Origin of the sequence: Pseudomonas sp. rhizo25 (assembly GCF_031931935.1) — a bacterium.
Lineage (GTDB): Bacteria > Pseudomonadota > Gammaproteobacteria > Pseudomonadales > Pseudomonadaceae > Aquipseudomonas > Aquipseudomonas synxantha.
Genome location: NZ_JAUJXA010000001.1, coordinates 270134 through 295377, shown reverse-complemented (window position 1 = coordinate 295377; position 25244 = coordinate 270134). Strand labels below are relative to the sequence as shown.

The 25244-nt window shown below is 59.3% G+C and carries 21 protein-coding genes; 18 read left to right on the top strand and 3 right to left on the bottom strand.

The window, feature by feature from the left end; all coding sequences use genetic code 11:
• The first annotated feature begins 1 nt into the window (after position 1).
• The 10 genes from lpxB (at position 2) to ispD (ending at position 13284) form a co-directional block, all read left to right on the top strand.
• Positions 2 to 1141 (top strand): lipid-A-disaccharide synthase, encoded by a 1140-nt coding sequence (lpxB, locus tag QZR30_RS01405; protein ID WP_046071291.1) that lies wholly within the window; start codon positions 2 to 4, stop codon positions 1139 to 1141.
• Positions 1138 to 1770 (top strand): ribonuclease HII, encoded by a 633-nt coding sequence (rnhB, locus tag QZR30_RS01400; protein WP_046071292.1) that lies wholly within the window; start codon positions 1138 to 1140, stop codon positions 1768 to 1770. Before lpxB ends, rnhB begins: the two co-directional genes overlap by 4 nt.
• A gap of 76 nt (positions 1771 to 1846) precedes the next feature.
• Complete coding sequence (dnaE, locus tag QZR30_RS01395) at positions 1847 to 5368, top strand: DNA polymerase III subunit alpha (protein ID WP_311902865.1); 3522 nt, start codon at positions 1847 to 1849, stop codon at positions 5366 to 5368.
• Between the two features lie 128 nt (positions 5369 to 5496).
• Positions 5497 to 6444 carry an acetyl-CoA carboxylase carboxyltransferase subunit alpha gene (locus tag QZR30_RS01390; protein ID WP_003189182.1) on the top strand — a complete coding sequence of 316 codons (948 nt, stop codon included), beginning with the start codon at positions 5497 to 5499 and terminating at the stop codon, positions 6442 to 6444.
• A 161-nt stretch (positions 6445 to 6605) separates the two neighbouring features.
• Entirely contained in the window at positions 6606 to 7925 is a 1320-nt protein-coding gene (gene tilS / locus QZR30_RS01385; RefSeq protein ID WP_068966519.1) for a tRNA lysidine(34) synthetase TilS, read from the top strand.
• A 273-nt stretch (positions 7926 to 8198) separates the two neighbouring features.
• Complete coding sequence (locus QZR30_RS01380; RefSeq protein ID WP_046071295.1) at positions 8199 to 9830, top strand: CTP synthase; 1632 nt, start codon at positions 8199 to 8201, stop codon at positions 9828 to 9830.
• Positions 9831 to 9835: 5 nt separating this feature from the next.
• The gene (gene kdsA, locus QZR30_RS01375) at positions 9836 to 10681 is read left to right on the top strand and encodes a 3-deoxy-8-phosphooctulonate synthase (protein WP_003189190.1); all 846 of its coding nucleotides are present in this window, start codon (positions 9836 to 9838) and stop codon (positions 10679 to 10681) included.
• 156 nt (positions 10682 to 10837) lie between these two features.
• Complete coding sequence (eno, locus tag QZR30_RS01370; protein WP_003189193.1) at positions 10838 to 12127, top strand: phosphopyruvate hydratase; 1290 nt, start codon at positions 10838 to 10840, stop codon at positions 12125 to 12127.
• A gap of 171 nt (positions 12128 to 12298) precedes the next feature.
• Complete coding sequence (gene ftsB / locus QZR30_RS01365; protein ID WP_003189195.1) at positions 12299 to 12577, top strand: cell division protein FtsB; 279 nt, start codon at positions 12299 to 12301, stop codon at positions 12575 to 12577.
• The gene (ispD, locus tag QZR30_RS01360) at positions 12574 to 13284 is read left to right on the top strand and encodes a 2-C-methyl-D-erythritol 4-phosphate cytidylyltransferase (protein ID WP_046071296.1); all 711 of its coding nucleotides are present in this window, start codon (positions 12574 to 12576) and stop codon (positions 13282 to 13284) included. Before ftsB ends, ispD begins: the two co-directional genes overlap by 4 nt.
• Positions 13285 to 13287: 3 nt before the next feature.
• Here ispD and QZR30_RS01355 read toward each other — a convergent pair whose 3' ends face one another.
• Both QZR30_RS01355 and QZR30_RS01350 read right to left on the bottom strand, forming a co-directional pair.
• On the bottom strand, positions 13288 to 16311 hold the full coding sequence (locus QZR30_RS01355; RefSeq protein ID WP_274358090.1) for a membrane-targeted effector domain-containing toxin: 3024 nt from the start codon (positions 16309 to 16311) through the stop codon (positions 13288 to 13290).
• A gap of 69 nt (positions 16312 to 16380) precedes the next feature.
• Positions 16381 to 17277: a LysR substrate-binding domain-containing protein gene (locus QZR30_RS01350; protein ID WP_056847430.1), complete on the bottom strand. Its 897-nt coding sequence runs from the start codon at positions 17275 to 17277 to the stop codon at positions 16381 to 16383.
• A gap of 109 nt (positions 17278 to 17386) precedes the next feature.
• Here QZR30_RS01350 and QZR30_RS01345 point away from each other — a divergent pair, with 109 nt between their 5' ends.
• The 8 genes from QZR30_RS01345 to rpoS all read left to right on the top strand — a co-directional run bounded on the left by QZR30_RS01345 (position 17387) and on the right by rpoS (position 24511).
• Complete coding sequence (locus QZR30_RS01345) at positions 17387 to 18499, top strand: S-(hydroxymethyl)glutathione dehydrogenase/class III alcohol dehydrogenase (RefSeq protein ID WP_043049632.1); 1113 nt, start codon at positions 17387 to 17389, stop codon at positions 18497 to 18499.
• 8 nt (positions 18500 to 18507) lie between these two features.
• On the top strand, positions 18508 to 19353 hold the full coding sequence (fghA, locus tag QZR30_RS01340; protein WP_056847429.1) for an S-formylglutathione hydrolase: 846 nt from the start codon (positions 18508 to 18510) through the stop codon (positions 19351 to 19353).
• A gap of 54 nt (positions 19354 to 19407) precedes the next feature.
• Positions 19408 to 19881, top strand: coding sequence for a 2-C-methyl-D-erythritol 2,4-cyclodiphosphate synthase (ispF, locus tag QZR30_RS01335; RefSeq protein WP_046071301.1), 474 nt, complete (start codon positions 19408 to 19410; stop codon positions 19879 to 19881).
• On the top strand, positions 19878 to 20936 hold the full coding sequence (gene truD, locus QZR30_RS01330; protein ID WP_046071302.1) for a tRNA pseudouridine(13) synthase TruD: 1059 nt from the start codon (positions 19878 to 19880) through the stop codon (positions 20934 to 20936). The genes ispF and truD overlap by 4 nt, the downstream gene beginning before the upstream one ends.
• Positions 20924 to 21673 (top strand): 5'/3'-nucleotidase SurE, encoded by a 750-nt coding sequence (surE, locus tag QZR30_RS01325; protein ID WP_046071303.1) that lies wholly within the window; start codon positions 20924 to 20926, stop codon positions 21671 to 21673. Before truD ends, surE begins: the two co-directional genes overlap by 13 nt.
• Positions 21674 to 21714: 41 nt before the next feature.
• Positions 21715 to 22350 carry a protein-L-isoaspartate(D-aspartate) O-methyltransferase gene (locus tag QZR30_RS01320; protein WP_169850588.1) on the top strand — a complete coding sequence of 212 codons (636 nt, stop codon included), beginning with the start codon at positions 21715 to 21717 and terminating at the stop codon, positions 22348 to 22350.
• Between the two features lie 208 nt (positions 22351 to 22558).
• Positions 22559 to 23395, top strand: coding sequence for a peptidoglycan DD-metalloendopeptidase family protein (locus tag QZR30_RS01315; RefSeq protein ID WP_056847428.1), 837 nt, complete (start codon positions 22559 to 22561; stop codon positions 23393 to 23395).
• A gap of 105 nt (positions 23396 to 23500) precedes the next feature.
• Complete coding sequence (gene rpoS / locus QZR30_RS01310; protein WP_046071305.1) at positions 23501 to 24511, top strand: RNA polymerase sigma factor RpoS; 1011 nt, start codon at positions 23501 to 23503, stop codon at positions 24509 to 24511.
• A gap of 212 nt (positions 24512 to 24723) precedes the next feature.
• Here rpoS and QZR30_RS01305 read toward each other — a convergent pair whose 3' ends face one another.
• On the bottom strand, positions 24724 to 24933 hold the full coding sequence (locus QZR30_RS01305; protein WP_002554837.1) for a cold-shock protein: 210 nt from the start codon (positions 24931 to 24933) through the stop codon (positions 24724 to 24726).
• Between the last annotated feature and the right edge of the window lie 311 nt (positions 24934 to 25244).

The window sequence follows — 25244 nt, the reverse complement described above, 5'->3', positions numbered from 1 at the left end:
CATGGCCAACCTGCGTATTGCGCTAGTGGCCGGTGAAGCTTCCGGCGATATCCTGGGTGCTGGCCTGATGCGTGCCCTCAAGGCCCAGCATCCCGCGGTGGAATTTATCGGGGTGGGTGGCCCTTTGATGCAGGCCGAAGGTCTTGCTTCCTATTTTCCCATGGAGCGTCTGTCGGTCATGGGTCTGGTGGAGGTATTGGGACGCCTGCGCGAGCTTCTCGCTCGTCGCAAACTGCTGGTCAAGACACTCATCGAAGAAAAGCCCGATGTGTTTATCGGTATCGATGCGCCGGATTTCACCCTCAATATCGAACTCAAGCTGCGTCAGGCTGGAATCAAGACCGTGCACTACGTCAGCCCGTCCGTGTGGGCGTGGCGACAGAAGCGCGTGTTGAAGATCCGTGAAGGCTGCGATCTGATGTTGACCCTGTTGCCATTCGAGGCGCGGTTCTACGAAGAGCAGGGCGTGCCGGTGCGTTTTGTCGGTCATACCTTGGCAGATGCCATCCCCCTGCACGCTGACCGTGCTGCGGCGCGTGCCGCATTGGGCTTGCCCGATGGCCCATTGGTGGCGTTGATGCCGGGCAGTCGTGGCGGTGAGGTCGGGCGCTTGGGTGCGCTGTTTTTTGACGCCGCCGAACGTCTGCAAGCGCAAAAACCGGGCGTTCGTTTTGTATTGCCATGCGCCAGCCCGCAACGTCGCGCGCAGATCGAAACCTTGCTGGAAGGCCGCGACCTGCCGCTGACCCTGCTCGACGGCCAGTCCCACCTGGCCCTGGCAGCCTGCGATGCCGTGCTGATCGCGTCGGGTACTGCCACCCTGGAGGCCTTGCTGTACAAGCGCCCCATGGTCGTAGCCTATCGCCTGGCGCCGCTGACCTTCTGGATCCTCAAGCGCATGGTCAAGAGCCCCTACATCTCTCTGCCCAACCTGCTGGCCCAGCGCCTGCTGGTGCCGGAGTTATTGCAGGACGATGCAACGCCTGAGGCGCTTGCGCAAACTCTACTACCCTTGATCGACGGCGGCGAAGAGCAGACCCGTGGTTTCGATGACATTCACCGTACCCTGCGTCGTGATGCCTCGAACCAGGCGGCCGACGCCGTGTTGACCTTGATCGGCCAAAAACAGGGAGCCTTATGATCACGCAAATGGGCCTGGATTTCAGCCTGGTTGCCCAAGCCCATGAGCTGGTGGCCGGCGTTGACGAAGTAGGGCGCGGTCCGCTGTGCGGTGCAGTGGTCACGGCGGCGGTGATCCTTGACCCGAACCGTCCGATCCTGGGCCTCAATGATTCGAAAAAACTCACTGAAGCCCGTCGTGAAAAACTCTTCGACGAGATCTGTGAGAAAGCCCTGAGCTGGCATATTGCCCGGGCAGAAGTAGAAGAAATCGACGAATTGAACATCCTGCACGCTACTATGCTGGCCATGCAGCGTGCGGTGGAAGGCCTGCATATCACCCCGAAATTGGCGATGATCGACGGCAACCGTTGCCCGAAACTGGCGATGCGCGCTGAAGCCGTGGTCCAGGGCGATGGCAAGGTTCCGGCCATTGCTGCGGCGTCGATCCTGGCCAAGGTCAGTCGTGATCGCGAAATGGCTGCGTTCGATTTGATCTACCCCGGCTATGGCATGGGTGGGCATAAGGGCTATCCGACACCCGTTCATCTGGAAGCCCTGGCCCGCCTCGGCCCAACGCCTATCCATCGTCGCTCCTTTGCCCCGGTGCGCCAGGCTTATGAGGCGCGTGAGAGCCTGATCGAGGTTTAGCGGCAAGGCTGATGTTTTTACCAAGGCCCGGTACAATCCGGGCCTTGTTGTTTTCATGTATCAAGACAGGATCACTATGCCGGCTTCATTCGTTCACCTGCGCCTGCACACTGAATACTCCCTGGTCGACGGCCTGGTACGGATCAAGCCACTGGTCAAAACCCTGGTGGGCATGAACATGCCTGCGGTGGCGGTTACCGATCAGAACAACATGTGCTCCCTGGTCAAGTTCTACAAGAATGCCATGGGCGCCGGCATCAAGCCGATCTGCGGTGTCGACCTGTGGCTGTCCAACAAAGACCCGGATAACCCCCTTAGCCGCATCAGCCTGCTGGCGATGAACGGCGTGGGTTATCGCAACCTTACCGAACTGATTTCCCGTGGTTTTATCGACGGCCAGCGCAACGGCTCGATTATTATCGAGCGCGAGTGGGTGGCCGAAGCCAGCGAAGGCGTGATCATGCTCTCGGCGGCCAAGGAAGGTGAAATCGGTATCGCGCTGCTGGGCGGTAATCCCCAGGAAGCCGAAGTGCTGGCCCGCGAATGGATGCAGGTTTTTCCGGACCGCTTCTACCTGGAAGTCCAACGTACCAACCGCCCCAATGATGAAGAGCACCTGCACGCCGCCGTGGCCCTGGCCGACAAGCTGGGCGCGCCGCTGGTGGCGACCAACGATGTGCGCTTTATCAAGAAAGAAGATTTCGAGGCCCACGAAACCCGCGTGTGCATCGGCGAAGGTCGGGCCCTGGATGACCCGCGCCGCTCGAAAAACTACAGCGAAGAGCAGTACCTCAAAAGCGCCGAAGAAATGGCGGAGTTGTTCAGCGATTTGCCCGAGGCCCTGGAAAACTCCGTCGAGATCGCCAAACGCTGCAACATTGAAGTGAAGCTGGGCAAGCACTTCCTGCCCAACTTCCCGATTCCCGATGGCATGACCATCGATGAGTACTTCCGCAAGGTGTCGTTCGATGGCCTGGAGGAGCGCCTCAGCGTGCTGCTGCCCAAAGACACCACCGAAGACTATGAAGCCAAGCGTCAGGTGTATGTCGACCGGTTGAATTTCGAGCTGGATATCATCATCCAGATGGGGTTCCCGGGCTACTTCCTGATCGTGATGGACTTTATCCAGTGGGCCAAGAACAACGGCGTGCCGGTCGGTCCGGGCCGGGGGTCAGGTGCTGGCTCCCTGGTGGCCTATGTGCAGAAGATTACCGACCTCGACCCGCTGGAATATGACCTGCTGTTCGAACGGTTCCTGAACCCGGAACGGGTATCCATGCCCGACTTCGATGTCGACTTCTGCATGGACGGTCGCGACCGGGTCATCGAGTACGTGGCCGAGAAATACGGCCGCAACGCGGTAAGCCAGATCATCACCTTCGGTTCCATGGCCGCCAAGGCGGTAATCCGTGACGTGGCGCGGGTGCAAGGCAAGTCCTACGGTTTGGCGGATCGCCTGTCGAAGATGATCCCGTTCGAAGTCGGCATGACCCTGGAAAAAGCCTACGAACAGGAAGAGATCCTGCGCGACTTCATCAAGGTCGATGAAGAAGCCGCGGAAATCTGGGAGATGGCGCGCAAGCTTGAAGGCGTGGTGCGTAACGTCGGTAAGCACGCCGGTGGTGTGGTGATCGCGCCGACCAAGCTGACCGACTTTTCGCCGATCTATTGCGATGAAGAAGGCGACGGCCTGGTGACCCAGTTCGACAAGGATGACGTGGAGGCGGCCGGCCTGGTGAAGTTCGACTTCCTCGGCCTGCGCACCCTGACCATCATCGACTGGGCGCTCAAGACCATCAACCGCGACCGTGCCAAGGTCGGCGAAGAACCGCTGGACATCGCGTTTATCCCGCTGGACGACAAGCCGACCTACAGCCTGTTGCAAAAAGCCGAAACCACGGCGGTGTTCCAGCTTGAATCCCGGGGCATGAAGGAGCTGATCAAAAAGCTCAAGCCCGACTGCCTGGAAGACTTGATCGCACTGGTGGCCCTGTTCCGTCCGGGCCCGCTGCAATCGGGCATGGTGGATGACTTCATCAACCGTAAGCACGGTCGCGCCGAACTGGCATACCCGCACTCCGATTACCAGTACGAGGGCCTCAAGCCCGTATTGGCGCCGACCTACGGCATCATCCTGTACCAGGAACAGGTGATGCAGATCGCCCAGGTGATGGCGGGCTACACCCTTGGTGGTGCGGACATGCTGCGTCGCGCCATGGGTAAGAAAAAGCCCGAGGAAATGGCCAAGCAGCGTGGCGGTTTCATTGAAGGCTGCGCAACTAACAATATCGACGCCGACCTGGCGGGTAATATCTTCGATCTGGTGGAGAAGTTCGCCGGTTATGGCTTCAACAAATCCCACTCCGCCGCCTACGGTCTGGTGTCGTACCAGACCGCCTGGCTGAAAGCCCACTATCCAGCGCCGTTCATGGCGGCAGTACTCTCGGCGGATATGCACAACACCGACAAGGTCGTGACCTTGATCGAGGAAGTGCGCACCATGAAGCTGCGCCTCGACGCGCCGGACGTGAACGCCTCGGAGTTCAAGTTCACGGTGAATGACGAAGGCCGCATCATTTATGGCCTCGGCGCGATCAAGGGCGTGGGCGAAGGCCCGGTGGAAGCCATCACCGAGGCGCGCCAGGACGGGCCGTTCAAGGACCTGTTCGATTTTTGCGCACGGGTTGACCTCAAGCGCATCAACAAACGTACCCTCGATGGCTTGATCCGCAGCGGCGCACTCGACCGGCTCGGCCCGTATTTCCATGATGAGCCGAAGGCTTACCAGGCCAATATCGACCGCAACCGCGCGGTGCTGCTCACCGCCATGGAAGAGGCGATCAAGGCTGCCGAACAGACCGCACGTACCCATGACAGCGGTCACGCCGACCTGTTTGGCGGGCTGTTTGTCGAAGAAGATGCCGATGTCTACGCCAACCATCGCAAGGCCAAGGAGCTGACCCTCAAGGAGCGTCTCAAGGGTGAGAAAGATACCTTGGGCCTGTACCTCACCGGTCACCCGATTGACGAGTACGAAGGCGAGATCCGACGTTTCGCCCGCCAGCGCATCATCGACCTGAAACCGGCGCGCGATACCCAGACCGTCGCCGGCATGATTATCGCCCTGCGGGTGATGAAAAATAAGAAGGGCGACAAGATGGGCTTTATCACCCTGGACGACCGCTCGGGCCGTATCGAGGCGTCGCTGTTTGCCGACGCCTTCCACTCCGCCCAGTCGCTGCTGCAGACCGACGCCATGGTGGTAGTGGAAGGGGAGGTCAGCAACGACGACTTCTCCGGCGGCCTGCGCCTGCGTATCAAGCGGGTGATGAGTATGGAAGATGCCCGTACCAACCTCGCCGAAAGCCTGCGCTTGAAGGTCAAGACCGAAGCGCTCAAGGGCGATCAGCTACGCTGGTTGGGTGACCTGCTCAAACGCCACCGTGGCGCGTGCCCGGTGACCATGGAGTACACCGGCAATGACGCCAAGGCCATGTTGCAGTTTGGCGAGGCGTGGCGAATTGATCCCGCCGATGGCTTGATTCAAGCTTTGCGTGACCAGTTCGGGCGAGACAACGTCTTCCTCCAATACCGTTGACGGTCAGTACCCCTGACCTCGGCTGAACATTTAATCTCGACCTAAACGCGCCTCTCCCTTAAGGTAGGGCGCGAATAGACAACCGGCTGGCCAGGCACCCCTTGGCCGTCGACCCAAGACGGACGCTTATGAACCCGAATTTTCTTGATTTCGAACAGCCGATCGCTGACCTGCAAGCCAAGATCGAAGAGCTGCGCCTGGTCGGCAATGACAATTCGCTGAATATCGGCGATGAGATCGCTCGCCTGCAAGACAAGAGCAGCACGCTCACCGAAGACATTTTCGGCAAGCTGACCAGCTGGCAGATCGCGCGCCTGGCTCGCCACCCGCGCCGTCCGTACACCCTGGACTACATCGAGCACATCTTCACCGAGTTCGACGAGCTGCACGGCGACCGACATTTTTCCGATGACGCAGCCATCGTAGGCGGTATCGCTCGCCTGGACGACCAGCCAGTGATGGTGATCGGTCACCAGAAAGGCCGTGAAGTGCGCGAGAAGGTGCGCCGCAACTTCGGCATGCCGCGCCCGGAAGGCTACCGCAAGGCGTGCCGCCTGATGGAAATGGCCGAGCGCTTCAAGATGCCGATCCTGACTTTCATCGACACCCCGGGCGCCTACCCGGGTATCGATGCCGAGGAGCGTAACCAGAGCGAAGCGATTGCCTGGAACCTGCGGGTCATGGCGCGCCTGAAAACCCCGATCATCGCCACCGTGATCGGTGAGGGTGGGTCCGGCGGTGCACTGGCCATCGGCGTCTGCGACCAGCTGAACATGCTGCAATACTCGACCTACGCGGTGATCTCACCGGAAGGTTGCGCCTCGATCCTGTGGAAAACCGCAGAGAAGGCGCCGGATGCGGCTGAAGCCATGGGCATCACCGCTGATCGCCTCAAGGGCCTGGGGATTGTGGATAAAGTCATTGCCGAGCCACTGGGCGGCGCTCACCGCGACCCGGCTGCGGCCGCCGCGACCATCCGTGCTGAACTGGGCTCGCAATTGGCGATGCTCAAGAAGCTGGATAACGAAGCGCTGCTGGCCCGTCGTTACGAACGCCTTATGAGCTACGGTCTCTAAAGTCGCAGCAGTACTAATGTGGGAGGGGGCTTGCTCCCGATTGCTGGGTGTCAGTCACTGTATCTGCTGACTGATCCACCGCTATCGGGGGCAAGCCCCCTCCCACATTTGCTTTGTGTATGCTCAGCCTACGTATTCCAGATTTGTGGCGGTGACATCTGATGAAACCGGCTCTACCCGCCAGACTCCTGAAAACCCTGGCCCCCTGGCGCAATGCCCCCGCCTGGCATATCGCATTCTCCGGTGGCCTCGATTCCACCGTCCTGCTGCACCTTCTGGCCTCCCTGGCAAACACCGAAAACCTGCCGCCCCTCAGCGCTGTGCATGTCCATCATGGCCTGCAAACGGCCGCTGACGCCTGGCCCAGTCATTGCCACGAGTTATGTGACAGCCTGGGCATACCTTTGCAGGTATTGCGTGTACAGGTGCAACCCGGTGCCAGCCTGGAGCGGGCCGCGCGTAACGCACGTTACCAGGCGTTTACCGAAGTGATCGGGGCAGGGGAGGTGCTGCTCACCGCCCAGCATCGCGACGATCAGGCCGAAACCCTGCTGTTGCGCCTGTTGCGCGGCGCCGGAGTGCGTGGGTTGGCGGCAATGCCCGAGTGTCGCCGGTTGGCGACGGGGTACGTGGTGCGGCCATTGCTGGCGGTTTCCCGCGGAGTGCTGGAAGCCTACGCCCACGAACACCAATTGAAGTGGATTGAAGACCCTTCGAACGCCGATCCACGGTTCTCGCGCAATTACCTGCGCCATCAGGTCTTTCCAGCGCTGACCCAACGCTGGCCACAGGCAGCCTTGAGCCTGGCCCGCACTGCCGAGCACCTGAGTGAAGCCCAGGGCCTGCTCGATGAGCTGGCGCACATGGATCTGATCGTCGCCGATCAGCCTTCAGCGTTTCCCTGGTTGCCTTTGCCCTCCCTGGCCCTTGCTCCGTTACGCAAGCTTTCCGATGCGCGCCAGCGCAATGCCTTGCGTCATTGGCTGAATCCCCTGACTCGACTGCCCGACAGTGACCACTGGGCCAGCTGGTACGCCCTGCGCGATGCCAAGGTGGACGCGCAGCCGTTATGGCGCCTGGCGGACGGTCAGCTTCATCGTTGCGGCGAACGCATTTGGTGGCTGCCTTCCATTTGGTCGGAATTTTCCGACGTGTCGGTGAGCTGGCCCGATCCGCGAAATCCACTAGAGTTACCCGGGAACGGCCAACTGATGTTTGTCGGCAAGGCTCCCGAGGGCCCTTTGTCGATTCGTTATCGCCAGGGTGGCGAAATCGTCGAAGTGCCAGGTCGAGGCCGGCGTGATCTTAAGCGCCTGCTGAATGAAAGTGGTATGCCGGGCTTCGTCCGTGGCAGATTGCCGCTGGTCCATCGGGGCGAGCAATTGCTGGCTGTGCCGACGCTTGCGGGGCTGTGGGCCAGCCCGCTGGATGACTGGCAATTACATTGGTTGCCACAGACCTGCGATCAAGGTTTGAGCTGATAGAGCCTTTCCGGTAGACTACGCTCCCTTCTTGATACAACTTCTGTGGATTCGACTGAATCGCAGCAGTTGCCGATTACCAAGCAGTCTTTGCTGGGCGATTCCAAAAAATGTGTAGCGATCAACGTACCGGTGTTCCATTGCTGGTCTGTCACAACGCGGCGGTTTTTTTGAAAGGTGCACTGTGATTAATGCAGGTGATCGGGGGCTTCGGCCTTCCTTCGCTTTCCCCGGCGGCTCGGACCGCTTTAACGCAGACTTCTAGGGTTTTTCATGACGCGCTACATATTCGTCACGGGCGGTGTTGTTTCTTCATTGGGGAAAGGCATTGCCTCCGCTTCATTGGCGGCCATCCTGGAGGCGCGGGGACTTAAGGTCACCATGCTCAAGCTGGACCCGTACATCAACGTTGACCCGGGCACCATGAGCCCGTTCCAGCACGGTGAAGTGTTCGTCACCCACGACGGCGCCGAGACCGACCTGGACCTGGGCCACTACGAGCGGTTCATCCGCACGACCATGACCCAGAACAACAACTTCACCACCGGCCGTGTCTACGAGCACGTGCTGCGCAAGGAGCGCCGTGGTGACTACCTGGGTGCAACCATCCAGGTGATCCCGCACATCACCGACGAAATCAAGCGCCGCATCATCAAGGGTGCAGGCGATGCCGACGTGGCGATGGTCGAGATCGGTGGCACCGTGGGTGACATCGAATCCCAACCGTTCCTCGAAGCCATCCGCCAGTTGCGTTTCGAAGTTGGCGCCAAGCGTGCGATGCTGATGCACCTGACACTGGTGCCGTACATCGCCACCGCCGGCGAAACCAAGACCAAGCCCACCCAGCACTCGGTCAAGGAACTGCGTTCCATCGGCCTGCAGCCTGACGTGCTGGTGTGCCGCTCCGATCACCCGATCGACATTTCCTCGCGCCGCAAGATCGCGCAATTCACCAACGTTGAAGAACGTGCGGTGATCGCCCTCGAAGACGCCGACACCATCTACAAGATCCCGGGCATCCTGCATTCACAGGGCCTGGATGATTTTGTGGTCGAGCGTTTCGGCCTGCAGTGCAATGGCGCGGACCTGTCCGAGTGGGAAGCCGTGGTCGACGCCAAGCTCAACCCTGAGCATGAAGTCACCATCGCCATGGTCGGCAAGTACATGGAGTTGCTGGATGCGTACAAGTCGCTGATCGAAGCGATGAGCCATGCCGGCATCAGTAACCGTACCAAGGTCAACCTGCGCTACATCGATTCCGAAGACATCGAGAATCAGGGCACCGCGCTGCTCGAAGGTGTCGACGCGATCCTGGTTCCCGGCGGTTTCGGCCTGCGCGGCGTGGAAGGCAAGATCACTGCGGTGCAATATGCCCGTGAGAACAAGGTGCCGTACCTGGGCATCTGCCTGGGCATGCAAGTGGCCGTCATCGAGTTCGCCCGTAACGTGCTGGGCTGGAAAGACGCCAACTCCACCGAGTTCGATCACAGCAGCGGCCACCCGGTCGTGGGCCTGATCACCGAATGGGAAGACGCCACCGGCGCGGTTGAAACCCGCACCGAAAGCTCCGACCTGGGCGGCACCATGCGCCTTGGCGCACAGGATTGCCTGCTGGAAGCAGGTTCCCTGGTGCACGACTGCTACGGCAAGGACGTGATCGTCGAGCGTCACCGTCACCGCTATGAAGTGAACAACAACCTGCTGCCGCAGATCAAAGAGGCGGGCCTGAAAATTTCCGGTCGCTCCGGTGATGGCAAGCTGGTTGAAGTGGTCGAGGCGCCGGATCATCCGTGGTTCGTGGCCTGCCAGTTCCACCCTGAGTTCACCTCGACGCCGCGCGACGGTCACCCGTTGTTCAGCGGTTTCGTCAAAGCAGCACTGACGCAACATCAGAAGAAGGCGTAAACCTGATGGCCCAGAAGATCATTCGCGTTGGCGACATCGAGATTGCCAACGACAAGCCCATGGTGCTGTTCGGCGGCATGAACGTACTGGAAAGCCGCGACATGGCGATGCAGGTCTGTGAAGAGTACGTGCGGGTTACCCAGAAACTGGGTATTCCTTATGTGTTCAAGGCCAGCTTCGACAAGGCCAACCGTTCGTCCGTGACCTCCTATCGCGGCCCCGGCCTTGAAGAAGGCATGCGGATCTTCCAGGACATCAAGCAAGCCTTCGGCGTGCCGATCATCACCGACGTCCACGAGCCTGAGCAGGCTGCCGTGGTCGCCGAGGTGTGCGACATCATCCAGTTGCCGGCCTTCCTGTCGCGCCAGACCGACCTTGTGGTCGCGATGGCCAAGACCGGCGCTGTGATCAATATCAAGAAAGCCCAGTTCCTCGCGCCCCAGGAAATGAAACATATCCTGAGCAAGTGCGTGGAAGCGGGTAACGACCAGTTGATCCTGTGCGAGCGTGGTTCGAGCTTCGGCTACAACAACCTCGTGGTGGACATGCTCGGTTTCGGCATCATGAAGCAGTTCGAATACCCGGTATTCTTCGACGTGACCCACGCGCTGCAAATGCCTGGTGGTCGCTCGGACTCAGCCGGCGGGCGCCGTGCCCAGGTCACCGACCTGGCCAAGGCGGGCATGAGCCAGTCCCTGGCCGGCCTGTTCCTTGAAGCCCACCCGGATCCGGACAACGCCAAATGCGATGGCCCATGCGCCCTGCGCCTGGACAAGCTGGAGCCATTCCTGGCCCAACTCAAGCAGTTGGACGAGCTGGTCAAGAGTTTTCCGACGGTAGAGACCGCGTAACTGCCATTTCTCCGGTAGAATTTCCCACGCTTTACGCTCAGGCCCACGAGCCTGGGCCTTGCCCTCTGCAAGCCTGCCCCGTTGTTCCACCCTTGCGGTCGGTCAAAGATTTCCTTCAGCTGCGTCGTTTTCGTCAACTTTGGAGTGTTTACAACAATGGCAAAAATCGTCGACATCAAAGGTCGTGAAGTTCTCGACTCCCGTGGCAACCCCACCGTCGAAGCCGACGTGCTTCTCGATAACGGCATCATCGGCAGCGCCTGCGCACCGTCCGGTGCCTCCACCGGTTCGCGCGAGGCGCTGGAACTGCGTGATGGCGACAAGAGCCGTTACCTGGGCAAGGGTGTACTCAAGGCTGTAGCCAACATCAACGGTCCGATTCGTGACCTGTTGCTGGGCAAGGACCCGCTGGACCAGAAAGCCCTGGACCACGCGATGATCAAGCTCGATGGCACCGAAAACAAAGGCAGCCTGGGCGCCAATGCGATCCTCGCCGTGTCCCTGGCCGCTGCCAAGGCTGCAGCCCAGGACCAGGACCTGCCGTTGTACGCGCACATCGCCAACCTGAACGGTACCCCGGGCGTCTACTCGATGCCGGTGCCGATGATGAACATCATCAACGGTGGCGAGCACGCTGATAACAACGTCGACATCCAGGAGTTCATGGTGCAGCCGGTGGGCGCCAAGTCCTTCTCCGAAGGCCTGCGCATGGGCACCGAGATTTTCCATCACCTCAAGGCTGTACTGAAGGCCCGTGGCCTGAGCACTGCCGTGGGTGACGAAGGTGGTTTCGCACCGAACCTGGCCTCCAACGAAGATGCACTGAAAGTCATTTCCGAAGCCGTGGCCAACGCCGGCTACAAGCTGGGCACCGACGTAACCCTGGCTCTGGACTGCGCTGCCAGCGAGTTCTATGAAGATGGCAAGTACAACCTGTCCGGCGAAGGCCAGGTGTTCAACTCCGAAGGTTTCGCCGAATACCTCAAGGGCCTGACCCAGCGCTACCCGATCATCTCGATCGAAGACGGCCTGGACGAGTCCGATTGGGACGGTTGGAAAATCCTCACCGACAAGATCGGCGAGAAAATCCAGCTGGTGGGCGACGACCTGTTCGTGACCAACACCAAGATCCTGAAAGAGGGCATCGACAAGAAGATCGCCAACTCGATCCTGATCAAGTTCAACCAGATCGGCACCCTGACCGAAACCCTGGAAGCCATCCAGATGGCCAAGGCTGCGGGCTACACCGCTGTGATCTCCCACCGCTCCGGCGAAACTGAAGACTCCACCATTGCCGACCTGGCCGTGGGCACTTCGGCGGGCCAGATCAAGACCGGCTCCCTGTGCCGTTCCGATCGCGTTTCCAAGTACAACCAATTGCTGCGCATCGAAGAGCAATTGGCAGGTAAAGCCAAGTACAACGGTCGCGGCGAGTTTCGCGGCTAAGCAGTAAATGGTAAAAAGTCGGCGGGTTGCGTCGGAAATTTCACGAAAGTGTGAATTTCGGCGCTAATCTGCTGACTGACAAGCGCAAGCCTGGTTTTTCCAGGCTTTGTGCTATCAGTTGCTGCAAAAGGTTTGCATGACTGTCTTTTTTCACTGGATATCCGGATTTCGATGCGCAGTCCCAATTGGTTGTTCCTCGTCTTGCTCTTGTTGCTGGCTGGCCTGCAGTACCGCCTATGGGTCGGTAATGGCAGCTTTGCGCAGGTGGAAGAGCTGACCCAGCAAATTGCCGACCAGCGTGCCGAAAACGAACGCCTGCTGGAGCGCAACCGTGTCCTCGACGCCGAAGTGCTTGAGCTGAAGAAAGGTACCGAGACCGTTGAAGAGCGGGCTCGCCATGAGTTGGGCATGGTCAAGGAGGGCGAGACCCTCTACCAGTTGGCCCAATGAACGGTGATTTACCGGCCTTCTGGGCCGTGATCCCTGCCGCGGGCGTTGGTGCCCGTATGGCTGCGGACCGTCCCAAGCAATACCTGCAATTGGGCGGGCGCACTATTCTCGAACACAGCCTCGGCTGTTTCCTCGACCATCCATCGCTCAAGGGCCTGGTAGTCAGCCTTGCTGTGGATGACCCTTATTGGCCGACCCTGGCGTGTGCCACTGACCCGCGTATCCAGCGTGCGGACGGTGGCTCGGAGCGCTCGGGCTCGGTGCTTAATGCGCTGCTGCACCTCAATGCCCTGGGTGCCAGCGATGACGACTGGGTGCTGGTGCACGACGCCGCGCGGCCCAACCTGGGCCGTGATGACCTCGACAAACTCCTGACTGAACTGGCGGATGATCCGGTGGGCGGTCTGCTGGCGGTGCCGGCTCGCGACACACTCAAGCGCGTCGACAAGCATGGCCGCGTGGTGGAAACCGTCGACCGCAGCCTGATCTGGCAGGCTTATACGCCGCAGATGTTTCGCCTGGGCGCCTTGCACCGGGCCTTGGCCGACAGCCTGGTAGCAGACGCCGTGATCACCGACGAAGCATCGGCCATGGAATGGTCCGGCCAGGCGCCGCGGCTGGTCGAAGGGCGTGCGGACAACATCAAGGTCACCCGCCCCGAAGACCTTGAATGGCTGCGCCAGCGCCGGGCTTATCAGGCCTCCTGACCCTCAGCCGTAGACTTGCTCCAACCCGGGCAGGCTTTTCAGCTCGCTCACCAATGCCTCAATGCTGTCGAATGGCTTCTCATCAATAGGCCAGCCGGCCACGTTGATGAAGTACCTGCCCTCCTGGTTGTTGATCCTGAAACTGCGCAGGTCCCCACGTCGGGACCGATAGTCAATGTGGGTGGCCTTGGTGAGCATGAATTGGCCCGGCCGTGTCAGCAGTGTCTGGGCCGACGTCACCACCCGACTGTGGGAAGGGCCGGGCTGTGGTTCCATTGAGTGCTGCAAGACGGCAGGATCGACGCGCAAGACCAGGTTGGCTTTGACCGTGGCTTCTCCCTTGTTGAGCCCCAGGCTGGCAGTGCGCCCCGGATCGACTTCGATGCCCAAGGGGTGGGCGCCCACTCTATCTTCTATCCGCAAGCCGATGCTGCCTGTGAGTTCGGCCACCCCAGGGATGTCCTTGAAGGTATTGGTATGGGTATCGCCCACCAGCGCGACCCATTTACCTGGTTGGCGCTTGGAGGTCTGGATCCACTGGATCACCTCGGTGGCGTAATAGTTCATCATTCGCTGGCGCAGGGTTCCCGCGCTGTCGCGCATATCGCGTAGTACGTAGCTCACGGTACAGTCGATCGGCTGGATCTTGATCCCGGCGTCTCGGGCTTTGGTCACGACGTTTCTGAATGAGTAATAGTGGTTTCGGGGCAGTGGGTAGATCCCGTTCAGAAAGTTCGTCAGCTCCTCGGCCATGGGGGCGCTCTTGGACCGGTAAAATGCCTTCAACATTGGAATATGCACATCTGTCAGCAGGTGTTCGAAGTAAATGCGTTTGACACCTTGGCTGGCGAGTAGCTGCATGTTGTCGATCAGAAAGGCTTTGCTCGATTCGGCGCTGTGGCTTTCGCCGACCACTAGGCCGTCACTGGCACGTAGCAATTTTTCGATAATGCTTTGCTGTGATTCGTTCAAGCTCAAGCGGGGGAGTACCGGCTGCAGGGGAGAATAGGGCAGGTGGCTAAAGAAGATCGCCGAATCCTGGTTTAGTTGGCTCCTTTTCTCAAAGAACAGTTTGCGGACGTTACTGATCGATTGTGCATCTATGCCGAAGGGTTCGAAGTCTTCTGAAAATGAACTGGTGTCGGTGAGCATCTGCACCAGGGTCTCGCGCAGGGGCGCTGGCATTTGATAGGCGATGAAGAAACTCGACTGCTCGGAGCCGCCGAACAGTTTGTAAACCCGTTGCCAGGCGTTGCGAAATGCGCCGCCTCCGGTCAACCCGGCACGCCGCCACTGCTGGTCGGCGCTTTGAATAGCGTAGAGACCCGTAGATTGGATCTGCTCGGGGGCTTCTGGGTTATTCACGAAGAGTTCAAAAAAGCCCCAGTCATTCGGCTTTTTGTAGCTCAGGAAAGTCTGGCCCTGTAACTTGATGGTCTGCAAGCCACTGGGGGCTGCCGTAGCGACCAGCGGGCGAGTTTCAGCCTGGGCCGACGCGTGGCCCTGAATGACCCTGACACTGATCTGACCCTCCTCTGCACGCGTGGCCGGGCCAAGCACAGGTCGCAACGCCTCAAGATTGCTCACTCCTTTACTGATGCCGTGGATAACCACCGGGAGCGCGTTCAAGGCGCCGAACACAATGCGCTCAACGGCGTGGGGTTTGTCTTTAATCACGTCATCGGCACCGATAGCCATTCCAGTCAAACCCGATGTCACGAAGCAAAACTCCGCCAGCAGCGCCGTGCCCATGGTCAGCGCCACCGGGATCGCCAGCAGGCAGGCCTTTTCCAACGCGTCAAGGGTGTCGGCCTTGAGTGTGTCCAAGGGCGAGACAATGGTTTTTGCCGCCAGCTTTGCAATGCGAGCGCGGATCTGCTGTGCGATATACGCAAATGGATTGCTTCTGAGCGCCGGATACATCGGGTTATTGATGTATTGCTCGGGGTCCCAGTAACCGTTGTGCAACAAACTGTTGAAAAAGCCGGGAGGGCTGGAGGATTCCGGGTACATAGCCATGCCGATCAGTGCTTCCTCGACACCACTGTAGAGTAGGCCGGAGTCAATCGAGTCGGGTTCAAAGTGGTTGGTCAGGGCTTTGCGCTGGGTGGGGTCTTTGGCCAGTCTCACCAGCACATTGCGCATGTCCGCCGGGGTGTTGAAACCATGGATGGGCGAGGAGTTTCCCGGAATGTACAGCAGGGTGATCTGGCTCTGGTTGTCGGTAATCGTGAGGATGTCGGTGGCTTCGGATTGATGAATACGCAACATGCGCACGGACAGGTTTGCATCGGGTGAATAGGGCGCCTGGAAGTCTTCGAGGGTCAGGTTGCTGGCGTCCTTGTCGATGCCGATACCTGCCGCTCGGGCGGCCAATTGCCGTTCTGCTTGGGTAAGCGTGAATTCTTCGTACTGATGGAGGTAAGCCTTGGTGAAGGCGATGCGCATCAGGGTCGTGTAATTGTCCCGATGTTCGCCCCAGAACAGGGTGACGGCCTTGTCGTAGGTTTGTTCGAAGTTGCTTGAGTCAATGACCTTCCTGAGCACGGCAGGCGCCATCTCCAATTGGGTGGTCGGATCGTAGACCTGAGGCTCGCTTTGCCGGTAGAGCGCCTCATACCGTCTGGGCGGGATCCAGCCGGACGTAATGAACTCTTCGTTGAACATCTGCGGAATGCGGTTATCCATCAGGCGCGGTAATTCATCCACGATATTGAAATACGGCGCGGTGGTGGAAAAGCCCGTGGTGTTGATCATACCGCCAGGGGCATGGGGCGCGTTGCAGATCATGGCCTCGGTCAGGCTCATGGATTGGACGATCTGAGCGCTGTAGGCCGCGTTGGGGTTGTCGATGTTGTATTCAAGGGTGGTCAGGAGCGTGGTGTCCGGGTCCACTGGTTCCTGGCTGAATGGTTGCAGATGCTCGCAAAGCAATTGGGCGGCGATAGCGCTGGGCACCGGAAAGTCGGCCAGGACCTTACGGACAAAATGATTGATATGCTGGAGTTGTTCGGCGTTGGACGTCATGGGCTTGCCTGGTTTTGCGGTGGGAGCGGCTATTTACCGGTAGCCAGGCAATGCACGGGCGGTAGTTGTTTATGCTCGGTAGACCGGGTTGTCACCCAGGCCTTCTTTGAGAAAGTCCACCAGTTTCCTGACCTTCGGCGACAAATGCCGCTGCTGCGGATATAGCGCCCACACTGCGGTATTTGGCGGTTGGTGGGCTTCCAGCAACGACACCAACGTACCGTGTTGCAAATGTTCCAGTACGTAGTAATCAGGCAACTGGCATAACCCCACGCCTTGCAAAGCCGCGTCCAGTACCGCTTGCCCGCTGTTGCAGCGCCAATTGCCCTGAACGCGCTGGGAAAATTCCCGCCCGTCCTGGGCCAGTTGCCAGATATCCGAACTGCCAATCAGGCAATTATGTCGACTCAGTTCCGACAGACTATGTGGCCGACCATAGCGTTCAAGGTAGGAAGGCGAGGCACACAAGTACATGCGCCGCGGCGCCAGGCGGCTTGCAACCATGCGCGAGTCTTGCAGTCGCCCCAGGCGGATAGCCAGGTCGAGCCCTTCATGGACCAGGTCCAGCGGGCGATTGGTCAGCTCGATATCCACGCGCAATTGCGGATAGAGCGCCATGAACCGCGTGACCAAGGGCACGATAAAGCGTTCGCCGTACGCCACGGCACAGGTCATGCGCAACATGCCCTTGGGCTCGCTGGTGAGGTCGCCGACCGCGCGCAACGCTTCTTCGCGACCGTCCTGCAAGCGTTGGCAGTGCTGCAGGAAGGTCTGGCCGGCCTCGGTCAACGTCACCCTACGTGTGCTGCGGTACAGCAGTCGGGTTTGCAGGCGTTCTTCCAGGCGCGCGACTTGCCGGCTGATGTGGGAGGACGATACCCCCAGGCGCTCCGCTGCTGCCGTGAACTGGCTGCATTCGGCCACCGCAACGAACTCATCGATGCCTTCCCAGCGGTTCTCCAGCATTGTCATTGTCCCTGTACAGCAATAATGTTTTGCTTTTGCCTGGATTATTAATCAGCGGGTGATGTTTTACACTCCCTCTCTCAGTTTTTAACCCGATGGAGAAACCCGGATGATCAAGTCCCGTGCCGCCGTAGCCTTCGAAGCCAAGAAGCCCCTTGAGATTGTTGAAGTGGATGTCGCCATGCCCAAGGCCGGCGAAGTGCTGTTGCGGGTGGTGGCGTCCGGCGTGTGCCATACCGATGCCTATACGTTGTCGGGCGCAGACCCGGAAGGCATTTTCCCGTCGATCCTCGGCCATGAAGGCGGTGCAGTGGTGGAAGCCATCGGCGAAGGCGTGACCTCCGTCGCAGTCGGCGATCATGTGATCCCGCTGTACACCCCGGAATGCGGCAAGTGCAAATTCTGCCTGTCGGGCAAGACCAACCTGTGCCAGGCCATCCGTTCGACCCAAGGCAAAGGCCTGATGCCGGATGGCACCACGCGTTTCTCCTACAAGGGCCAGCCGATTTTCCACTACATGGGCACCTCGACCTTCTCTGAGTACACCGTACTGCCGGAAATCTCCGTGGCCAAGATTTCTAAAGAAGCACCACTGGAAAAAGTCTGCCTGCTCGGTTGCGGCGTCACCACCGGCATCGGCGCGGTGCTCAACACCGCCAAGGTCAAGCCGGGCGATACCGTGGCTATCTTCGGCCTCGGCGGTATCGGCCTGTCGGCTGTGATTGGTGCGGTCAAGGCCAAGGCCGGGCGCATCATCGCCATCGATATCAACCCGGCCAAGTTCGAAATCGCCAAGCAACTGGGCGCTACCGATTGCATCAACCCGAAAGACTACGACCGCCCGATCCAGGACGTGATTGTCGACCTGACTGACGGCGGCGTGGACTTTTCCTTCGAGTGCATCGGCAATGTGCAGCTGATGCGTGCGGCCCTCGAGTGCTGCCACAAGGGCTGGGGTGAATCGGTGATCATCGGTGTAGCCGGTGCTGGCCAGGAGATCGCCACACGTCCGTTCCAGCTGGTCACCGGGCGCGTCTGGCGCGGTTCGGCGTTCGGCGGCGTGCGTGGGCGTACCGAATTGCCAAGCTATGTGGAAATGGCCCAGACCGGAGAAATTCCGCTGGATACCTTTATCACCCACACCATGGGCCTGGAAGACATCAACAAAGCGTTTGACCTGATGCACGAAGGCAAGAGCATTCGTACCGTCATCCACTTCTGAGGTCGGCCATGAGTCTGGAAAACCTGTCATGCCAGAAGAGCTTCGGCGGCTGGCATAAACGCTACAAGCATCATTCCGACGTGCTCGGTTGCGACATGACCTTCGCCGTCTACCTGCCGCCGCAAGCGGAGCAGGGTGGCAAGTTGCCGGTGCTGTACTGGCTGTCCGGCTTGACCTGCACCGATGAAAACTTCATGCAGAAGGCCGGCGCCCAGCGCATGGCTGCCGAGCTGGGCCTGATCATCGTCGCACCGGATACCAGCCCTCGTGGTCCGGGTGTACCGGACGATCCGGACAACGCCTGGGACTTCGGCCTCGGGGCCGGTTTCTATCTGAATGCCACCCAGGAGCCCTGGGCCAAGCACTACCGGATGCATGACTACGTGGTGCAGGAATTGCCGGCACTGGTGGAGGCGCATTTCCCAGCATCGGAAAAACGTGGCATCAGCGGTCATTCCATGGGCGGGCACGGTGCGCTGGTGTGTGCGCTGCGTAACCCAGGGCGATACCAGTCGGTATCGGCGTTTTCGCCGATCACCAATCCGATGGACTGCCCGTGGGGCCAGAAAGCCTTTTCCCGTTACCTCGGCGAAGAGCGTTCTAAGTGGCGTGAATGGGACGCCTGTGTGCTGATCAGCGAAGCCTCGCAAAAGTTGGCGTTGCTGGTGGACCAGGGCGATCGTGACGATTTCCTCGAGGTTCAGCTCAAGCCGCAGGCCCTGGTGCAAGCGGCCAAGACAGCCAACCATCCGTTGGAATTGCGCCTGCAACCCGGCTACGACCACAGCTACTTCTTTATCGCCAGCTTCATCGAAGACCATTTGCGACATCATGCTCGCGCTTTGCTCGGTTAATGTGAGGCAAAAGTAGGTAGAATCACGCCCTGAATTAATTCGGGGCGTTTTTTTATGCGTATTGGCCACGGCTACGATGTGCACCGTTTCGCTGAAGGCGATTTCATCACCTTGGGCGGCGTGCGCATTGCACACCATCATGGGTTGCTGGCCCATTCCGACGGCGACGTTGTCTTGCATGCCTTGAGCGATGCATTGCTCGGCGCGGCGGCGTTGGGCGATATCGGCAAGCACTTTCCGGACACCGATCCCAGCTTCAAGGGCGCGGACAGCCGAGCATTGCTGCGCCATGTGGTCGGGTTGATCCACGCCAAGGGCTGGAAGGTCGGCAATGTCGATAACACCATCGTGGCCCAGGCACCGAAAATGGCCCCGCATATCGAGGCGATGCGCGCACTGATTGCCGCGGACCTGCAAATTGAATTGGATCAAGTCAACGTGAAAGCCACCACCACCGAAAAGCTCGGGTTTACCGGTCGCGAAGAGGGCATCGCGGTGCACTCCGTCGCCTTGTTGCTGCGCGCATGAACGACCTGCAACTGCTGGGCCCACGGGCCTACGGCGAGGCCTTGGGCAGCGCGGTACTGAAGGCGACGGCTGAAGACTTCCAGGTGGATGAGGTGCTGGACATCCCGCTGACCGGCGAGGGCGAGCACCTGTGGCTGTGGGTGGAAAAACGCGGCTTGAATACCGAAGAGGCCGCACGGCGTATTGCCAAGGCCGCCGGCGTGCCGTTGCGCACCGTCAGCTATGCCGGTCTCAAGGATCGTCAGGCCCTGACCCGCCAGTGGTTCAGCGTACAGTTGCCCGGCAAGGCCGATCCGGACCTGAGCGGCGCGGAAAACGACACCCTCAAGATCCTCAAAACCACCCGTCATAAGCGCAAGTTGCAGCGTGGCGCGCATTCGGCCAATGGCTTTACCTTGCGCCTGACCCAACTGGCCGGCGACACCGCCGCCATCGACGCACGTTTGCAGTTGATTGCCCAGCACGGCATACCCAATTATTTCGGTGCCCAGCGTTTCGGCCACAACGGCGGCAATGTGGTGGATGCCCGCGAATGGGCAGCGCGCAAGGCCCTGCCGGAGCAACGCAATGTGCGCTCGCGGCTGCTGTCCACCGCCCGTAGCTACTTGTTCAACAAAGTCTTGGCGGCGCGTGTCGCCGACGGCTCCTGGCAGCGTGCCCAGGTGGGTGACCTGCTGGCGTTTACCGACAGTCGCAGTTTTTTCCCGGCCGGGGAGGCTGAATGCAGCGACCCGCGCCTGGCGATCCTGGACCTGCATCCGACCGGTCCGCAATGGGGCGAAGGTGATTCGCCAGCGACAGGTCTTACACATGAACTGGAACAATCTGTCGCCGCCAGCGAAGCCGACCTGCGTGATTGGCTGGTGAATGCGGGCATGAGCCAGGAACGTCGCATTCTGCGACTGCCCATTGGCGGGTTGACGTGGCATTATCCCGGGCCTGACATTCTGCAATTGGAATTCGTCCTGCCGGCCGGATGCTTCGCCACTGTCTTGGTGCGCGAGCTTGTTGATCTGGTGCCGGTGGGGCAGACGGACAGCCCATGCGTATTCTGATATCAAACGATGACGGTGCCACCGCACCCGGTCTTGCCGCGCTCTATGCTGCGCTGCAAGATTATGCCGAGTGCGTGGTGGTTGCCCCCGACCAGGACAAGAGCGGCGCCAGCAGTTCGCTGACGCTCCACCGTCCGCTGCACCCGCAGGTCCTGGCCAATGGCTTTATCAGCGTGAACGGTACTCCCACCGACTGCGTGCACCTGGCGATCAACAGCTTGCTGGAGCATCAGCCGGACCTGGTGGTCTCGGGTATCAACCTGGGCGCCAACCTGGGCGATGACGTGCTGTATTCCGGCACCGTGGCGGCGGCCCTTGAGGGGCGTTTTCTCGGGCGCACCGCGTTCGCTTTTTCCTTTGCTTCGCGGCAGTTGGATAACCTGCCGACGGCGGCCTATTTCGCACGCAAGCTGGTGGAGGCCCATGGTTCCTTGGACCTGCCGCCGCGTACCGTGCTCAACGTCAATATCCCCAACTTGCCCCTCGACCATATCCGCGGTATCCAGCTGACGCGCCTGGGTCATCGTGCCCGTGCGAAGGCGCCCTTGAAGGTGGTCGATCCGCGCGGCAAGGAAGGCTATTGGATCGCCGCGGCCGGTGATGCCGAGGATGGGGGCGAGGGGACGGACTTTCATGCGGTGATGCAAGGTTATGTATCCATTACCCCGTTGCAGTTTGATCGCACCTTCAGTGATGCCTTCAGTGGTCTCGATGGCTGGCTGGAGGGACTGCGTTGATGGCTCGTGAACAAGACGACCTGCTGCGCCGTGGCATCGGCATGACTTCCCAGCGCACCCGGGAGCGATTGATCCAGCGTCTTTATGAAGAAGGCCTGTCCAACGCCCAGGTGCTGGAAGTCATCCGGCGTACGCCGCGGCATCTGTTTGTCGATGAGGCCTTGGCGCACCGCGCCTATGAAGATACGGCATTGCCCATCGGCCACAATCAGACCATTTCCCAGCCCTACATGGTTGCGCGCATGAGCGAGCTGTTGCTGGCGGCGGGTCCGCTGGACAAGGTGCTGGAGATCGGTACCGGTTCCGGCTACCAGACGGCCGTGCTGTCGCAACTGGTGGAACGGGTGTTTTCGGTGGAGCGCATCAAGGTGCTGCAGGACCGGGCCAAGGAGCGTCTTGTCGAGCTGAACCTGCGCAACGTGGTGTTCCGGTGGGGCGACGGTTGGGAAGGCTGGCCGGCGTTGGCGCCGTACAACGGTATTATCGTCACAGCAGTGGCCACTGATGTGCCGCAAGCCTTGCTGGATCAATTGGCACCCGGCGGGCGGCTGGTCATCCCAGTGGGCTCCGGCGAAGTGCAACAGTTGATGCTTATCATCCGTGAAGACGAAGGTTTTTCCCGGCATGTGCTGGGTGCCGTGCGCTTCGTGCCGTTGCTCAATGGTCCGCTGGCCTGATCATTTATTTGCAAGCAGTGAATTCTGTTGGCGGGTATGTGTCTTACGGCGGGGTCTATTGAATCAACATGCTTGGCGATCGGTATTAAACATGATGAATTTTTCGTTTCAGTCAGGTGCCAGTAAAAGGCCAATGCCCAGTTATACTTGCGTCATATTTCAAGCCTGATACAGGCGTTATGTTCAGCCACCACAAAGGGAGCGGCGGGTGAGTCTCACAGGTCCTGCGCAGCGAATGAGTAAAACAAGCTTTCAGCGACTGGTGCTTGGCCTTGTCTTGAGTTCCTTATTGGCGGCCTGTTCGAGCACGCCATCCGGCGGTGCGCGTGTCGTTGACCGCACCAACGCCGCACCGCAAAGACCGACGGTGACCACCGGCCAATACGTGGTGCGCAAAGGCGACACCCTGTTCTCGATTGCCTTCCGCTACGGCTGGGACTACAAGGCACTGGCCGCCCGTAACAACATTCCTGTGCCCTATACCATACATCCGGGGCAAACCATCCGTTTCGATGGTCGCAGCGGTTCGGCGTCTACGGCAGTTGTGACAAAGTCTGGTTCCTCGCCATCGTCTTCGAGCAAGACCACCGTCATCACCCGGCCGGCAGGCAGCGCTGCGCCTACGGTTACGAGCAAGTCGCCACCCGCGCCGTTGCCACCTGCAGGGCCTGCGCCGACAGGTTGGGGGTGGCCTTCAAACGGAGTGTTGATTGGAAAATTCTCTTCAAACGGTAGTTTGAATAAAGGCATTGATATCGCCGGGGATTTGGGACAGCCTGTTTTAGCTGCGTCTGATGGGACAGTTGTATACGCCGGGAGTGGTTTGCGGGGCTACGGCGAACTAGTCATCATCAAACACAGTGATACCTACGTCAGTGCCTACGGTCATAACCGCAGGCTGTTGGTTCGGGAGGGGCAGCAGGTCAAGGTCGGACAGACAATTGCCGAAATGGGTTCAACGGGTACAGACCGGGTGAAACTGCACTTTGAGATTCGCCGCCAAGGGAAACCTGTAGATCCGCTGCAATTCCTGCCCCGTCGTTGATAGGTTGCACAGCCTGTTCCTAGCGTAGAAGGAACAGGCTCCAGCGTTGCCAAGGATAAAGGCGTCGCTTGAGCTTGAGGTCGAACTCACCAAAGGACTATAACAATGGCTCTCAGTAAAGAAGCGCCGGAGTTTGACATCGACGATGAGGTTCTCCTTGAAATGGAGAGTTTCACCGATAAGGAATCGATGTCGAATGATGAAGGGTCTGCACCGCCTTCAGTTCGCACCAAATCCAGGAACTCCACTGCGTTAAAGCAACACAAGTACATTGATTACACGCGGGCGCTCGATGCTACCCAGCTGTACCTCAATGAAATCGGTTTTTCCCCTCTGCTGACCCCCGAAGAAGAAGTCCATTTTGCGCGTTTGTCGCAGAAGGGTGATCCGGCTGGGCGTAAACGCATGATTGAAAGCAACCTGCGCCTGGTGGTGAAAATCGCCCGACGCTATGTCAATCGTGGGCTGTCGCTACTGGACCTGATTGAGGAAGGCAACCTGGGCTTGATCCGGGCGGTGGAGAAGTTCGACCCTGAGCGGGGCTTCCGCTTTTCAACCTATGCCACTTGGTGGATTCGCCAGACCATCGAACGGGCGATCATGAATCAGACCCGTACGATCCGGTTGCCGATCCACGTGGTCAAGGAGCTCAACGTCTACCTGCGGGCGGCGCGTGAGCTGACGCAAAAACTCGATCATGAACCTTCACCCGAAGAGATCGCCAACCTGCTGGAAAAACCGGTAGGCGAGGTCAAGCGCATGCTGGGTCTCAATGAGCGCGTTTCTTCGGTTGATGTCTCGCTGGGGCCGGATTCGGATAAAACCCTGCTGGACACCCTGACAGATGATCGTCCGACGGATCCTTGCGAACTGTTGCAGGACGATGATCTTTCCCAAAGTATTGACCAGTGGCTGTCGGAGCTCACGGACAAGCAGCGTGAGGTGGTGATTCGCCGCTTCGGCCTGCGCGGCCATGAGAGCAGCACCCTGGAAGATGTGGGCCTGGAGATTGGCCTGACCCGTGAACGGGTGCGGCAGATCCAGGTGGAGGGCCTCAAGCGCTTGCGTGAGATCCTGGAGAAAAATGGCTTGTCGAGTGAGTCATTGTTCCAATAAAGATCCTGCTTGAGCGCTTGAATGTGGGAGGGGGCTTGCCCCCGATTGCAGTGGAACAGTCGCCAGATGCATCGACTGGGCTGCCGCAATCGGGAGCAAGCCCCCTCCCACATTTTTTTGTGCCAGGCATCAGGCTCGCACTAGTGCCAAATCCCAGGCATAAAAAAACCCCGCTTTTGAGGGCGGGGTTTTTTCGACTAAGTCAGTACAAGTTAGATAACTTGAACTTCTTCAGCTTGCATGCCTTTCTGACCGCGGGTAGCGATGAAAGAAACCTGTTGGCCTTCTTTCAGGCTTTTGAAGCCGTCGGATTGGATAGCTTTGAAGTGAACGAACAGGTCGTCACCGGATTGTGGAGTGATGAAGCCGAAGCCTTTTTCATCGTTGAACCACTTAACGGTACCAGTTTGGCGATTAGACATGGTGTATCTCCTTGGACAAAGTTAACTGCGACTCAGGAAAAGCCCTGGCCGAGACTGAGTGCAAAGAGCAGGAAAAATTCTTGGAGATGGTTGGATCGAAATTCAACATATCGTGTAGAGATTCTCAGTGACACAAGCAGCACAGTGGCGCCACCTTAACCCTTTTTCCGGAACGTGCCAATGGTATTTCCGAAGGTTTCTATATTTTCGTGACTGGCGGTGGTATTTACCGTCACCCTTGGCGGCGATCCGGGGCCCGGCCTCGCTGGCCGCGGCCTATAGACGGCAGTACATTCAGCAAGAAAACCCCT

Excerpts from the sequence above, each read along its gene's own strand:
- lpxB (WP_046071291.1), top strand. The coding sequence starts at position 2 with ATGGCCAACCTGCGTATTGCGCTAGTGGCCGGTGAAGCTTCCGGCGAT.
- rnhB (WP_046071292.1), top strand. The coding sequence starts at position 1,138 with ATGATCACGCAAATGGGCCTGGATTTCAGCCTGGTTGCCCAAGCCCAT.
- dnaE (WP_311902865.1), top strand. The coding sequence starts at position 1,847 with ATGCCGGCTTCATTCGTTCACCTGCGCCTGCACACTGAATACTCCCTG.
- QZR30_RS01390 (WP_003189182.1), top strand. The coding sequence starts at position 5,497 with ATGAACCCGAATTTTCTTGATTTCGAACAGCCGATCGCTGACCTGCAA.
- tilS (WP_068966519.1), top strand. The coding sequence starts at position 6,606 with ATGAAACCGGCTCTACCCGCCAGACTCCTGAAAACCCTGGCCCCCTGG.
- QZR30_RS01380 (WP_046071295.1), top strand. The coding sequence starts at position 8,199 with ATGACGCGCTACATATTCGTCACGGGCGGTGTTGTTTCTTCATTGGGG.
- kdsA (WP_003189190.1), top strand. The coding sequence starts at position 9,836 with ATGGCCCAGAAGATCATTCGCGTTGGCGACATCGAGATTGCCAACGAC.
- eno (WP_003189193.1), top strand. The coding sequence starts at position 10,838 with ATGGCAAAAATCGTCGACATCAAAGGTCGTGAAGTTCTCGACTCCCGT.
- ftsB (WP_003189195.1), top strand. The coding sequence starts at position 12,299 with ATGCGCAGTCCCAATTGGTTGTTCCTCGTCTTGCTCTTGTTGCTGGCT.
- ispD (WP_046071296.1), top strand. The coding sequence starts at position 12,574 with ATGAACGGTGATTTACCGGCCTTCTGGGCCGTGATCCCTGCCGCGGGC.
- QZR30_RS01355 (WP_274358090.1), bottom strand. The coding sequence starts at position 16,311 with ATGACGTCCAACGCCGAACAACTCCAGCATATCAATCATTTTGTCCGT.
- QZR30_RS01350 (WP_056847430.1), bottom strand. The coding sequence starts at position 17,277 with ATGCTGGAGAACCGCTGGGAAGGCATCGATGAGTTCGTTGCGGTGGCC.
- QZR30_RS01345 (WP_043049632.1), top strand. The coding sequence starts at position 17,387 with ATGATCAAGTCCCGTGCCGCCGTAGCCTTCGAAGCCAAGAAGCCCCTT.
- fghA (WP_056847429.1), top strand. The coding sequence starts at position 18,508 with ATGAGTCTGGAAAACCTGTCATGCCAGAAGAGCTTCGGCGGCTGGCAT.
- ispF (WP_046071301.1), top strand. The coding sequence starts at position 19,408 with ATGCGTATTGGCCACGGCTACGATGTGCACCGTTTCGCTGAAGGCGAT.
- truD (WP_046071302.1), top strand. The coding sequence starts at position 19,878 with ATGAACGACCTGCAACTGCTGGGCCCACGGGCCTACGGCGAGGCCTTG.
- surE (WP_046071303.1), top strand. The coding sequence starts at position 20,924 with ATGCGTATTCTGATATCAAACGATGACGGTGCCACCGCACCCGGTCTT.
- QZR30_RS01320 (WP_169850588.1), top strand. The coding sequence starts at position 21,715 with ATGACTTCCCAGCGCACCCGGGAGCGATTGATCCAGCGTCTTTATGAA.
- rpoS (WP_046071305.1), top strand. The coding sequence starts at position 23,501 with ATGGCTCTCAGTAAAGAAGCGCCGGAGTTTGACATCGACGATGAGGTT.
- QZR30_RS01305 (WP_002554837.1), bottom strand. The coding sequence starts at position 24,933 with ATGTCTAATCGCCAAACTGGTACCGTTAAGTGGTTCAACGATGAAAAA.